This window comes from Paraburkholderia sp. BR14312, from assembly GCF_040948675.1.
Lineage (GTDB): Bacteria > Pseudomonadota > Gammaproteobacteria > Burkholderiales > Burkholderiaceae > Paraburkholderia > Paraburkholderia nodosa_A.
This window is the reverse complement of the sequence record NZ_JBFPKI010000007.1, coordinates 153779-167406: the sequence shown is the minus strand read 5'-3', so window position 1 is coordinate 167406 and position 13628 is coordinate 153779. Positions and strand designations below refer to the sequence as shown.

Sequence of the window (13628 nt, the reverse complement as noted above, 5' to 3'; positions counted from 1 at the left end):
GTTTTCGGGATGCAGACAAGCGCCAGTCAATCGGTTAGAATCTCGCGCTTGCGCTTTCTGACGCTTAGCTGGAATCGCGCAGCCGGCCCATAATGAAGCATCGCTGCCGGCGGGCGCAGTCAGAAAGCAGGCTGTATTGCGGGCGAGGTGGACAACACCGCGCCCGGCGTCTCACGAGGACTCGATCAGTCGGCATGTCGCACAGGGTTGTATCGCACGCGTTGTTGGCAGCGGTCCTGCCGGGCGCAAGAAGACAAGCGCAAAGAATTCGCGTGAGTGGCGAAATTGGTAGACGCACCAGGTTTAGGTCCTGACGCCCGCAAGGGTGTGCCGGTTCGAGTCCGGCCTCACGCACCAAAGTAAAAAGGCCATGTACCTTCCGGTACATGGCCTTTTTGTTTGTGCGCGGCTTGGGCGCGTTCTACGCGAAGCACTCGCGATGGCGGCTTGACTCTGGCCGCCATCTGTTTGACTTATTGCCTCTGCTTGTTCGGACTGCCTTACGGTTCGGTCTGCATGGCTTCGATCACCTTGTCGAGCGCACGTGCGAGTGCGTCGCGTTCCTTGTCGTCGAGGCTCGCGAAGAGGTCGACATTCCACTTGCGCGCGATGGGCATGACCTTGCGATACAGCGCGCGTCCGTCGGTTGTGAGCGAAACGAGCACGAGGCGTCCATCCTCCTCGCTCGTGTCGCGCTGCATGAGGCCGCGGCGCATCAGCGCCTCGGCTGCACGGCTTGCCTGGCTCTTGTCGAGATTTGCGTGACGCGCAAGCTCCATCACGGAAAACGGGCCGAACGCCCCCACAGCTGCAATGAGCCGAGCCTCCGGAAGTGTGATGCCGAGCTTCGCCTGGTAGCGTTCGCTCGCGCCACGTTCGGAGAGTTTGTTCAGGACATGCAGCCGATAGGTGAGGAATTGTTCGAGTCCGGCTTTGCTTGCCTTCATGGGAGTCCTGGTCTGGTCGCTTGGGAAGGGCGCGACACGTGTCGCGATTCCATGATTGTTGCCCCATCTTGCGCGCCGGTCAACGCATCCTAACCCTTGTCCAGCGCATCCGGTGCGGTGCACGAATCTATTAATCGCTTACTGTGGAATGCGTGTCGCGCCGAGGGTCAAGAATCTGGCCGCGACCTGGCCACGCGCATGCGGGCGACGAAGCCGGGGCGGCGGGCCCCGGCCGGTCTGCCCGGATCTTAGTTGGATGTACGCGCAGCGTATTTGAGGCGGGCGAGCTGCTCGGCTTCGTTGGCGAGCAGGCGCGCGGCGTCGCGAATCGCGGTTTCGAGCGTGATGGGGCCCGGCGCGGGCGAGAAGCAGCCGCCGCTGAAATGTTCCGCGAGCCGCGGCAGGGCGGCTGCATCCACGGCGCCCGAGAGCAGCGTGGCCGGCACGCCCACGGCCGCGGCGCGGCGGCAGGCGATGAACGGCGCCTTGCCGTGCAGCGTTTGCACGTCGGAGCGGCCTTCGCCGGTGATGAGCCAGTCCGCGCGATCGAGCGCTTCGTCCAGACCGATGGTGCGCGCAACGACCTCGGCGCCGGGCTCGAAGCTCGCGCCGAGCATGCGCAGCGCGAAACCCAGGCCGCCGGCCGCGCCGGAACCGGCTTCGTCGCGCACGCGACGGCCCAACGCCGCTTCGAGCAGATCGGCGAAACGGCCGAGCGCCGCGTCGATCGGTGCGACCTGCTCGGGCGTCACGCCTTTTTGCGGGCCGAACACGGCGGTTGCGCCATGCTCGCCCGTAAGGGGATTGTCCACGTCCGACATACCGACGAACGATGCCTCGCGAAGCCGCGCGTCGAGCCCGGAAACGTCCACGCGCGCTACGTGCACAAGCGCTTGCGGCGTGGGTTCGAGGGGCTTGCCGGCGGCATCGAAGAATTGCAGGCCGAGGCCCGCGAGCAGGCCCGCGCCGGCGTCGTTGGTGCTGCTGCCCCCGAGCGCCACGTAAAAGCGCCGCACGCCTTCGTCGAGCAGTGCGCGGATCGCCTCGCCCATGCCGCGCGTGCTGCGCGCGTCGACCGGCACGCCCATGCCCACGGGGTCCGTGATGCCGACGATCTCGGCCGTTTCGACGATCGCGCTGCCGTCGTGCAGCAGGCCCACCGCGGCGTCGCGCTTCGGCCCCGCGGCGCCTTCCACGGTGAGCACGCGGCGCTCGCCGCCCATCGACAGCATCGCGTCGAGCGTGCCTTCGCCGCCGTCGGCCATCGGGCGGATGCGGATGTCGGCGTCGGCGCGCACGCGGCGGATGCCCTCGGCGATCGCGACGGCGACCCCGTCCGCGCTGAGCGAGCCTTTGAAAGAATCAGGAGCAATGACGATAACGGGAGCGTCAGTCGACGAATTCGGCATGGTGTCTCTGCTGGAAGAATTGTGTTGGGAGCGGCTGCGGCCGGTGGGGCGTCCGGCGCGAGCGTAAGCTTAACAGCCTCGCCGCGTGGGCTGGATAACGGCGTTGCGATAGCGCGCATCAGAGTGCATTTGAGGCTCGCAGCGGCTCAAAAGCAGGTCGAAACCGGGTCAAAAACAGCCACATAGCACACTCAAACGGCAATTCCAGTGGGACCGGGAAATAGTTTGCTAAAATACTTGGCTCTTTTGACGCAACCGCACCGCAAGCCGCCCGTTTCGGCGCTGTTGAGCGGCGCACGAGGCGCCTGCGTTCAGCTCCAAAGCGGGTTGCTGGACCACATCGGATCCAGGCGGACCGCGGCTCGCAAAGACCACAGATTACTGATTCGCTCGAACAATTTTAGGACGATTGAAGCCATGGCTAACGTTGTTGAAAACCTCGGCAAGCTGGAACGCCGCGTGACGATTTCCCTGCCGAAGGACGCCGTGCAGAAAGAAATCGATTCGCGCATCCGTAAACTCGCGAAAAACGTGCGCATGCCGGGTTTCCGCCCGGGCAAGGTGCCGCTCAAGATGGTCACGCAGCAGTATTCGGGCCAGGTCGAAGCCGAAGTCCTGAGCGACAAGGTCGGCAAGGAATTCTTCGACATCAGCCGCGCCGAGAACCTGCGCGTCGCCGGCCAGCCGAGCTTCGCACCGAAGTCGGAAGCCGCTGAAGGCGACTACGCGTTCGACGCGACCTTCGAGGTCTACCCGGAAGTGAAGCTCGGCGACGTCGCGACGGCCGAAATCGAGCGCACGACCACGACCATCACCGAAGCGGAAATCGACCGCACGCTCGACATCCTGCGCAAGCAGCGCGTGCACTTCCACGCTCGCGGCGAAGCTGGCGAGCACGGTGACGGCGGCGCCGACACCGCAGCGAAGGAAGGCGACCGCGTGACGGTCGACTTCGTCGGCAAGATCGACGACGTCGCGTTCCAGGGCGGTACCGCGGAAGGCTTCGCGTTCGTGCTGGGCGAGGGCCGCATGCTGCCGGAATTCGAAAAGGCGGCAATCGGCCTGAAGAAGGGCGAGTCGCGCGAATTCGACCTCGCGTTCCCCGACGACTATCACGGTAAGGACGTCGCCGGCAAGACGGCGAAGTTCACGATCACGATGCAGCAGATCGAGTGGCCGCACCTGCCGGAAATCGACGCTGAATTCGCCAGGTCGCTCGGCATCGCCGACGGCGACCTCGTGAAGATGCGCGCCGAAATCAAGGACAACCTCGAACGCGAAGCGAAGCGCCGCACCCAGTCGATCGTCAAGAACCAGGTGATGGACGCGCTCCTGAAGATCGCCGAACTCGACGTGCCGAACGCGCTCGTCGAGCAGGATCAGGAACGCCTCGTCGAAATGGCGCGCGCCGACCTCGCGCAGCGTGGCGTGCCCAACGCCAAGGACGCACCGATCCCGGCCGAAATGTTCAAGGAACAAGCCGAGCGCCGCGTGAAGCTCGGCCTCGTGCTCGCCGAACTCGTGAAGGCCAACGGCCTCGAGGCGAAGCCGGAGCAGATCCGTGCTGAAGTCGACGAATTCGCGAAAAGCTATGAGGACCCGAAGGAGGTCGTGCGCTGGTATTATTCCAACCAGCAGCGTCTGGCCGAAATGGAAGCCTATGTCGTCGAATCGAACGTCGTCGACTTCGTGCTCGGCAAGGCCAAGGTGACGGACAAGCAAGTTAGCTTCGAAGAACTGGCAAGCGCGACGGCGCAGGCTTAAATCTGCCCGCTACGGCGTGCCGGCTGTCGGAGCGACCGACGGCCAGCACGCCGTTTTTGCATCCGCAGGTTTTAGCCATGCTGTCCGTGTGGTTGATTTAGCCGGGGTCCGTCGCCATACGGGTATATAGAAGAACTTTTCCAGACAAGGATGCATCGCATGACCATTCGCGCTCAATCGCTGGATACGTTGACCTCCCACTCGTCGCGGGACTTCGACCCGCAGGCGCTCGGCCTCGTGCCGATCGTCGTCGAAACGAGCGGCCGCGGCGAACGTTCCTACGACATCTACTCGCGCCTGCTCAAGGAGCGCGTGGTGTTCATGGTCGGCGAAGTGAACGACCAGACGGCCAACCTCGTGGTCGCCCAGCTGCTGTTCCTGGAAAGCGAAAATCCGGACAAGGACATCAGCCTGTACATCAACAGCCCGGGCGGCTCGGTGTCGGCCGGCATGGCGATCTACGACACGATGCAGTTCGTCAAGCCGGACGTTTCGACCCTTTGCATGGGCCTCGCGGCCAGCATGGGCGCGTTCCTGCTGGCGTCGGGCGCCAAGGGCAAGCGTTTCGCGCTGCCGAACTCGCGCGTGATGATTCACCAGCCGCTCGGCGGCGCGCGCGGCCAGGCTTCGGACATCGAAATCCAGGCTCGCGAAATCCTGTACCTGAAGGAGCGCCTGAACCAGTTGCTCGCGCACCATACCGGTCAGCCGGTCGAGCGCATTGCGCGCGACACGGATCGCGACAACTTCATGTCGGGTGACGACGCCCAGGCCTACGGTCTCGTCGATCAGGTCCTGCACAAGCGTCCTTGATCTGCGCGAGCGGTTTTGCGCGTCCGACCCTGCGAAGGGCGCGCAAGCCGTGACAACGGCACGTAAAGGAACAGCTCGGCCCCCGTACAAAAGGGGATAGCCGACGCCGCGCAGACCTTGTGAAATAATCGGCAAACGCGCTTCGCGGCCTGCGGCCCCCAACGCCGTCACAGCAAGCGGTTCACGCACCCTCCGGCCTCGCCGGGGGAAACGGCGTATCATGTAACAGAGTGTCCGGAGGCTCATTTATCCATGGCGGACAAGAAAGGTTCTAACAGCGAGAAGCTGTTGTATTGCTCGTTCTGCGGCAAGAGCCAGCATGAGGTGAAAAAGCTCATCGCTGGTCCGTCGGTATTCATCTGCGATGAATGCATCGACTTGTGCAACGAGATCATTCGCGACGAAGCCGCCGGTGCCGGCGTCGACGCGGCGCTGTCGCGCTCGGACCTGCCGAGCCCGCAGGAGATCCGCGACATCCTCGACCAGTACGTGATCGGGCAGGAGCGCGCGAAGAAGATTCTCGCAGTGGCGGTGTACAACCACTACAAGCGTCTGAAGCATCTCGACAAGAAAGACGACGTCGAACTCTCCAAGAGCAACATCCTGCTGATCGGGCCCACGGGTTCGGGCAAGACGCTGCTCGCGCAGACGCTCGCGCGCCTTCTGAACGTCCCGTTCGTGATCGCCGACGCCACCACGCTGACCGAAGCCGGTTATGTGGGCGAAGACGTCGAGAACATCATTCAGAAGCTGCTGCAGAACTGCAATTACGAGGTCGACAAGGCCCAGCGCGGCATCGTCTATATCGACGAAATCGACAAGATCAGCCGCAAGTCGGACAACCCGTCGATCACGCGCGACGTGTCCGGCGAGGGCGTGCAGCAGGCGCTGCTCAAACTCGTCGAGGGCACGATGGCTTCGGTGCCGCCGCAGGGCGGCCGCAAGCATCCGAACCAGGATTTCATCCAGGTCGACACGACCAATATCCTGTTCATTTGCGGCGGCGCGTTCGACGGTCTGGAAAAGGTCATCACCGACCGTACGGAAAAGACCGGCATTGGCTTCGGCGCGAGCGTGAAGAGCAAGCAGGAGCGCGACACAGGCGAAGTGCTGCGCGAAACGGAACCGGAAGACCTGATCAAGTTCGGCCTGATTCCCGAACTGATCGGCCGTCTGCCCGTGGTCGCCACGCTCGGCAAGCTCGACGAAGCCGCGCTCATGAAGATTCTGGTCGAGCCGAAGAATGCGCTCGTCAAGCAGTATCACAAGCTCTTCAACATGGAGCGCGTGGAGCTGGAAATTCGCCCGGCTGCGCTGCAGGCCGTCGCCCGCAAGGCGATCCGCCGCAAGACGGGGGCTCGTGGCCTGCGCTCGATCCTGGAACAGGCATTGCTCGACGTGATGTACGAGCTGCCGGCCATGAAGGGCGTGAGCAAGGTCATCATCGACGACAACGTGATCGACGGCGACGGCAAACCGCTGCTGATCTACGAAGACGCTCCGAAGGTTGCAGGGTCGAACTGATGGTGGTGATCGGCTAAAGAGTTCCGGAAAAGGGCCGTTCATACAATGGGATGAACGGCTTTTTCGTTTAATCTTGTGGTCGATGGCGCACTATTTTGGAGTCACTGAACTTTTCCCACACGCGCGAGGCTTGCAATCGGTATCTCAGGCCTCAATTACCGAACAATTGATTCCACTCATGGGGAAATGAAATGTCAGGAACCCAACTCCTCCCGCCGGAACGCACCACGCTCCCGCTGCTGCCGCTGCGAGACGTCGTCGTCTTCCCGCATATGGTGATTCCCCTTTTCGTGGGCCGACCGAAATCGATCAAGGCCCTCGAAGCGGCTATGGAAGGCGGCAAGCACATCATGCTCGTCGCGCAGAAGACCGCCGCGAAGGATGAGCCGACCGAAAAAGACATGTATGAAGTAGGGTGTGTCGCCAACATCCTGCAAATGCTCAAGCTGCCCGACGGCACCGTGAAGGTGCTCGTGGAAGGCCTGCAGCGCGCGAAGACGCTTTCCATCGAAGAGCAGGAAACGCAGTTCTCGTGCGAAGTGATGCCGCTCGAACCGGACCACGCCGACAGCGCAGAAACCGAAGCGCTGCGCCGCGCGATCGTCTCGCAGTTCGACCAGTACGTGAAGCTCAACAAGAAGATCCCGCCGGAGATCCTGACGTCGCTGTCGGGCATCGACGAGGCCGGTCGTCTTGCTGACACCATCGCCGCGCATTTGCCGCTCAAGCTCGACCAGAAGCAGCACATCCTCGAGATGTTCCCGGTCGTGGAGCGTCTGGAACACCTGCTCGCGCAACTCGAAGCCGAAATCGACATTCTCCAGGTGGAGAAGCGCATTCGCGGCCGCGTGAAGCGCCAGATGGAAAAGAGCCAGCGCGAGTACTACCTGAACGAGCAGGTCAAGGCCATCCAGAAGGAACTGGGCGAAGGCGAAGAGGGTGCGGATCTCGAAGAACTCGAGAAGCGCATCACGGCTGCGCGCATGCCCAAGGAAGCCAAGAAGAAGGCCGACGCCGAGCTCAAGAAGCTCAAGCTGATGTCGCCGATGTCGGCGGAAGCGACCGTCGTGCGCAACTACATCGACACGCTGATCGGCCTGCCGTGGCGCAAGAAGAGCAAGGTCAACAACGACCTCTCGAATGCAGAAGCCGTGCTCGACGAAGACCACTTCGGTCTCGAGAAGGTGAAGGAACGCATTCTCGAGTATCTCGCGGTGCAACAGCGCGTGGACAAGGTCAAGGCGCCGATCCTGTGCCTCGTCGGGCCTCCGGGCGTCGGCAAGACCTCGCTCGGGCAGTCGATTGCGCGCGCAACGAACCGCAAGTTCGTGCGCATGGCGCTGGGCGGCGTGCGTGACGAAGCCGAGATTCGCGGTCACCGTCGTACGTACATCGGTTCGATGCCGGGCAAGATCCTGCAAAGCCTGACCAAGGTCGGCGTGCGCAATCCGCTCTTCCTGCTCGACGAAGTCGACAAGATGGGCATGGATTTCCGCGGCGATCCGTCGTCGGCGTTGCTTGAAGTGCTCGATCCGGAACAGAACCACACGTTCGCCGATCACTACATCGAAGTCGATTTCGACCTCTCCGATGTGATGTTCGTCGCCACGTCGAACTCGCTGAACATCCCGCCGCCGCTGCTGGACCGGATGGAAGTCATCCGTCTGTCCGGTTACACGGAAGACGAGAAGGTCAGCATCGCCCAGCGTTATCTCCTGCCGAAGCAGAAGAAGAACAACGGGCTGAAGCCGGGCGAGATCGAGGTGACCGAAGGCGCGATCCGCGACATCATTCGCTACTACACGCGTGAAGCGGGTGTGCGTTCGCTCGAGCGCGAAGTGTCGAAGATCTGCCGCAAGGTCGTGAAGATGCTGCTGCTGAAGAAGGCCGACAAGGCCGTCACGGTGGACAGCGCCAATCTCGACACCTTCCTCGGCGTGCGCAAGTACGACTTCGGTCTGGCCGCGAAGGAAAACCAGATCGGTCAGGTCACGGGTCTTGCGTGGACGGAAGTCGGCGGCGATCTGCTGACGATCGAAGCGGCGGTCATGCCCGGCAAGGGCAACGTGATCCGCACGGGTTCGCTCGGCGACGTCATGAAGGAATCGGTCGAAGCGGCACGCTCGGTGGTGCGTTCGCGTTCGCGTCGTCTCGGTATCAAGGACGAGGCGTTCGAGAAGCAGGACATCCACATCCACGTGCCGGAAGGCGCGACGCCGAAGGACGGACCGTCCGCAGGCGGTGCGATGACGACGGCGCTCGTGTCGGTGCTCACGGGCATTCCGGTGCGTGCCGACGTGGCGATGACGGGCGAGATCACGCTGCGCGGCGAAGTGCTGCCGATCGGCGGGCTGAAGGAGAAGCTGCTCGCGGCGCATCGCGGTGGCATCAAGCTCGTGCTGATCCCGGAAGAGAACGTCAAGGATCTCACCGAGATTCCGGACAACGTGAAGAACTCGATCGAAATCGTGCCGGTCCGCTGGATCGACAAGGTGCTCGAACTCGCGCTCGAACGTGTGCCGCAGCCGCTGCCGGAAGAAGAAGTGAAGGCCGAGGACGCCAAAGCGCCCGTGGCCGAATCGAAGGACGCCGGCGCGACGGAAGTCGTCAAGCACTAAGCCTTCGGTACACCTTCAGTACGCCTTCGACAAGCCGCGCTCTGCGCGGCGCGTTGGACCCCAAAAAAGCCCGCGGCATGGTCCGCGGGCTTTTTGCTTGCGTCGCGATTCTTGACGTTGTGATGACAACCAGCGCTTTTTTCGGCCTTTTCCCACTTGTTCGAAGACTCCCTCGAAAAATCCCTCGAATCCCGCGCCAAATCAGGCTCAACCCCGCTTGACACGGCATTTGCGGCCCCGTTAAATGAGCGGGCCCCGCGCTATGCCGGGGACGTCTATCCAATAAGTTGACCTTCTTTCTTACGTTTACCCAAACACATTCTCGGGGGCTGGAATGAATAAAACGGAACTGATTGACCATATTGCGCAACAAGCCGACATTTCGAAGGCGGCTGCGGGGCGCGCACTCGACGCCGTGATCGGCGGCGTCAAAGGCACGCTCAAGAAGGGCGGCTCGGTCACGCTCGTCGGCTTCGGCACGTTCGCCGTCGGCAAGCGTACGGCGCGCACGGGCCGCAATCCGCGGACTGGCGACGCGATCAAGATCAAGGCGGCGAAGGTGCCCAAATTTAGGCCTGGCAAAGCGCTGAAGGATGCGCTAAACTAGCGGGCTCGCTACCTGATGGGTAGCGCAGCAGAAGTCGCACTACAGGAAGCAGCGCAGGAAAGCATGAAGCTGGGTGCTTAGCTCAGTTGGTAGAGCGGCGCCCTTACAAGGCGTAGGTCGGGAGTTCGAGCCTCTCAGCACCCACCAGTTTCGTGATCCGCTGATGTCCAAGGTAGTCTGAAAAAGCTGCCTGCAGTCCCTGAAACCCGCGTCGCTATTGGCTTCGCGGGTTTTTTGTTGCCGCTACGCAGTCCAGAAACGTCCACGGTCGGCTGTTAGAACCCGCACTTCTATCGTTGTATTTTCCCGTGTATGTTGTATCCGATGTCCAATTCAGACGCGGGATACAACGATGGCCCGATCTCCTCTCCATAAGCTCACCCGGCTAGAAATTGTCAACGCAAGGCCGGCGATCAAACCCTACACCCTGTCGGACGGCGGGCGCCTCTACGTGCTGGTCAAGCCCGAAGGTGCCAAGCTGTGGCGCTGGAACTATGATTTCGCTGGAAAAACCAGGACGATGGCTTTCGGTAGCTGGCCGGAAGTCTCGGAGAAGGAGGCACGCGCCGCTCATGCAGCCGCGCGGGAGCAGTTGCGTCAGGGCATCGATCCCATGCAAAAGCGGCGCGAAGACAAGCGTCGTGCAAGATTCAGCGCGAACGCCACCTTCGAAGCTGTCGCCAAGGCGTGGATCGCCGAGCAGAAAGCGCACTGGTCCGCCAACTATCTCGACAAGATAGAACGGCGGCTCGCGAAGAACGTCTACCCCTGGCTTGGCAAGCGGCCGATCGCCGAGATCACCACGCCGGAATATGTGGAGCAGGTCATTCGTCGCGCGCGCGATCGTGGCGTACTCGACACTGCAAGAAGAGTGAGAGAAACTTGCAATTGCGTCTTCCGGCATGCGGTCGAGAATGGCCTCATCAAATCATCCGAAAATCCCGCGATCGATCCCAAGGTGGGCGGCGTGAGAACGCCGCCGGTGCAGCATTACGCAGCTATCACGGACCCCGGGGCGCTGGGTCAGTTGATGCGGGCGATCAGATCGTACAAGGGAACACCGATTGTTCGGGCCGCGTTGCAGTTCGTGCCGCTGGTCTTTCAGAGGCCGGGCCAGATAAGAACCGCGCGATGGGAACAGTTCGACCTCGATAAGGCACTCTGGACCTGTCCGGCGGCGATGATGAAGGGAAAGCTGGCGCGCAAGAAGGACGGGCCGCCTCACCGCGTGCCCCTGTCGCGCCAGGCCGTGGCAATACTCCGCGATCTGTATCCGTTGACTGGCCCGGAAGGTTATGTGTTTCCGAGCCGGAAGGCGGGCCTGCCGATGTCGGATGGTACGATCAACGCGGCTCTGCGGACTATCGGCTATTCGGGGCACGAGATGACCGGGCATGGATTTCGCGCCACTGGCCGTACTCTGATTCGGGAGCGCTTGGGTTACGAAAGGGAAGTCGTTGAACGACATCTTGCCCACGGCAGCGACGAGGAACTCGGAGACGCATACGACCGGGCGCAGTTCTTCGACCAGCGGCGACGGATGATCCAGAGCTGGGCCGACTACCTTGATCGGCTGGCGAGCGACAAAAGCGAAGCCGACCTCGCTTCGGCGCATATTCCGGCTCAGGAAAGGGCGCCGTTCGTGGAGGGAGCGACGACGAGTGCAGAACTGGCATCCTCATCTGCACAATGAGTTTGCCGCAGATAGGCAGAAAAGCGGCTCAAGGGATGCATTTCGCGGGAGGACGCATTCAATCGAACGCGTGCCCCTTCGCGGCGGTATCAGTTGCCTACGATCGCGTTCAAACGCGTCTGTGCTGGGGCGAAATTATAGAATTCGAATGATTGATGGCGCGACGGAAGCTATCAATCAAAAGATATAATGATGGAGAACTAACTAATTAATAATCGGATTCTAGGCCTTGCATCGTGCAGTATTGCTGGATACGAGTGGGAGTAATTCAGGATGGTCTGCAGGAGTCTGCAGACATCTGGACTTCCTCTCTTTTCCCTATGGAATCAGTGGTTTATTGCCCAGTGCGGTCTAAAGGGGACTGACAACAGCTGGGCGCTATCGACGGTATGTTTGACGGTATAGCATCTTGCTCTGCGGACGATCCAACGCGATACCGTCACGACGCGTGACGGTATCAGATGACGGTATCAGTTCACGGAGTATTGCATGCTTACCGACCTCGAATTGCGGGCGCTCAAGCCTGCCGGCAGGATCTACAAGGTGGCCGACCAGCGCGGCCTGTACGTTGCGGTTACGCTGTCGGGCGTGGCCAGCTTCCGGTTCGACTATCGGCTGAATGGCCGACGCGAGACGCTGGTCATTGGCCGCTATGATCCCAGGCTCCCCGCAAGGGGCATACGCGAGGAGCAGGAATTGGGCTTCGGCATGTCGCTCAGTCTTGCTGAAGCGAGGCTGCTTCTCGAACGGGCCCGCCGGATAGTCGAGCAGGGCATCAGTCCATCCCGGGCCAAGGTCGAGAAGCGCGTTGAAGTCGCCGAGGCGCTAACGTTCGGCAAGTGGGCCGAGAAGTATTTTGCTGAAGCGAGCCTCGCAGAGTCGACCCGTGCAATGCGGAAGTCCGTCTACGACAGGAACCTCGCGACCGAGTTTGGTAGGCTGAAGCTCGAAGAGATCACGCCGTCACGCCTGATGGCCAGGTGCGAGAACATCAAGGAACGTGGAGCCGCCGCCTCCGCCGTGCAGGCGCGCGAGATCGTGCTGCAGGTCTACCGTTTCGTGCAGGCGAGGGGGCTGAAGGTGGACAATCCGGCAGAGGCCATTCGGCCTGCTGCCATCGCTACATTCAAGCCTCGCGACCGGGCGCTGACGCCCACTGAAATCCACGTGTTCTTCAAGGCGCTGGAGCGGACGCCTACGTTGCCTACGCTGCGTCTGGCGGTCAAGTTCATGCTGCTGACAATGGTACGAAAGTCAGAATTCATCCTTGGCACATGGGATGAGGTGAACTTCAATACGGCAGTCTGGACGATTCCGAAAGAGCGGATGAAGGCTGGGCGCGCTCACAACGTCTATCTGAGCCAGCAGGCTCTGGACATCCTGATCACCTTCAAGACGTGCTTCGGCGCAAGCTCGTACCTGCATCCCGGTCGTTACGAGACGGAGCTGCCGATAAGTGCCGCCACCCTGAATCGCGTGATCGACGCCGCCGTCAAGCTGATTCGCGAGAGCGGGGCGGAGGACTTCGAATCTTTCTCGGTACATGACCTGCGGAGAACGGCCAGCACGCATCTGCATGAAGCCGGATTCAACAGCGACTGGATAGAAAAATGTCTGGCGCACGAGCAGCGTGGCGTGCGCGCGGTGTACAACAAGGCCGAATATGCCGACCAGAGGCGGTCGATGCTACAGGCGTGGGCGGATTTGCTTGAGGGATGGATCAGAACAGATCCAGCGGCGGATAGTGCTGCTCAAGTACAATCCGCCTCACGTGGTTTGAGTCTGACCGCGTAGAGGCGTCGGTGTGTGTCGAGGCGCGCTTGGCGGTGACTCAGCTGAAACCAGCGGAGACAAGATTGTCGGTCGCGCAATGATTGGGAGGAGTGCAGGGCGAGTACATTTCTCGACCTCGAACTATTCGATGTACTCGGAAACGTGCTCGTTTGCTCCCGGATTGCCTTGTTCCACTATGGACGGTAACGGACCAAACGCTCTGCGTGTTCTGCTGCTCGATCATTTCGTTCGGATTCCTTTGTATATATCTGGGCAATCGCTCGATTCCCACGAGAGGACTCACATTTCACGCTTAGATGTATTAGCCGGGACTCGATCTGACGGCTAGGTCCGACGCCGGGATGCCAAGTAGCCGCCTATGGCGGCTTTCACTCGGCTTCTGCACGCGCCTGTACCTACCGGCGGACGGAGCAGGGCAGGAGGCAAACCGAATTCCTCCAAGGTAGTCCAAGTTTTCGT

The 13628-nt window shown here is 61.5% G+C and carries 8 protein-coding genes, 2 tRNA genes and 1 pseudogene; 9 read left to right on the top strand and 2 right to left on the bottom strand.

What is annotated here, in order from left to right; translation table 11 throughout:
- Positions 1-270 precede the first annotated feature (270 nt).
- A tRNA-Leu gene (locus tag AB3X98_RS20875) sits at positions 271-357 on the top strand.
- 143 nt (positions 358-500) lie between these two features.
- Here the strand turns inward: AB3X98_RS20875 and AB3X98_RS20870 are convergent.
- Complete coding sequence (locus tag AB3X98_RS20870; protein ID WP_069268099.1) at positions 501-947, bottom strand: MarR family winged helix-turn-helix transcriptional regulator; 447 nt, start codon at positions 945-947, stop codon at positions 501-503.
- A 248-nt stretch (positions 948-1195) separates the two neighbouring features.
- Entirely contained in the window at positions 1196-2356 is a 1161-nt protein-coding gene (locus AB3X98_RS20865; protein WP_368604234.1) for a glycerate kinase, read from the bottom strand.
- 417 nt (positions 2357-2773) lie between these two features.
- Here AB3X98_RS20865 and tig point away from each other — a divergent pair, with 417 nt between their 5' ends.
- The 8 genes and pseudogenes from tig to AB3X98_RS20825 all read left to right on the top strand — a co-directional run bounded on the left by tig (position 2774) and on the right by AB3X98_RS20825 (position 13169).
- The gene (gene tig / locus AB3X98_RS20860; protein ID WP_368604235.1) at positions 2774-4120 is read left to right on the top strand and encodes a trigger factor; all 1347 of its coding nucleotides are present in this window, start codon (positions 2774-2776) and stop codon (positions 4118-4120) included.
- Positions 4121-4279: 159 nt separating this feature from the next.
- Entirely contained in the window at positions 4280-4933 is a 654-nt protein-coding gene (clpP, locus tag AB3X98_RS20855) for an ATP-dependent Clp endopeptidase proteolytic subunit ClpP (protein WP_069268096.1), read from the top strand.
- 252 nt (positions 4934-5185) lie between these two features.
- Positions 5186-6457 (top strand): ATP-dependent Clp protease ATP-binding subunit ClpX, encoded by a 1272-nt coding sequence (gene clpX / locus AB3X98_RS20850; protein ID WP_028216418.1) that lies wholly within the window; start codon positions 5186-5188, stop codon positions 6455-6457.
- 191 nt (positions 6458-6648) lie between these two features.
- On the top strand, positions 6649-9075 hold the full coding sequence (gene lon, locus AB3X98_RS20845; protein WP_069268095.1) for an endopeptidase La: 2427 nt from the start codon (positions 6649-6651) through the stop codon (positions 9073-9075).
- 316 nt (positions 9076-9391) lie between these two features.
- Positions 9392-9682, top strand: a pseudogene (locus AB3X98_RS20840) (HU family DNA-binding protein); the annotation flags it as partial.
- A 71-nt stretch (positions 9683-9753) separates the two neighbouring features.
- A tRNA-Val gene (locus AB3X98_RS20835) sits at positions 9754-9829 on the top strand.
- Positions 9830-10034: 205 nt separating this feature from the next.
- A complete protein-coding gene (locus AB3X98_RS20830; RefSeq protein WP_368604236.1) occupies positions 10035-11375 on the top strand; it encodes a tyrosine-type recombinase/integrase in 1341 nt (446 codons plus the stop codon).
- Between the two features lie 489 nt (positions 11376-11864).
- Positions 11865-13169: a tyrosine-type recombinase/integrase gene (locus tag AB3X98_RS20825; protein ID WP_368604237.1), complete on the top strand. Its 1305-nt coding sequence runs from the start codon at positions 11865-11867 to the stop codon at positions 13167-13169.
- Positions 13170-13628: the final 459 nt, after the last annotated feature.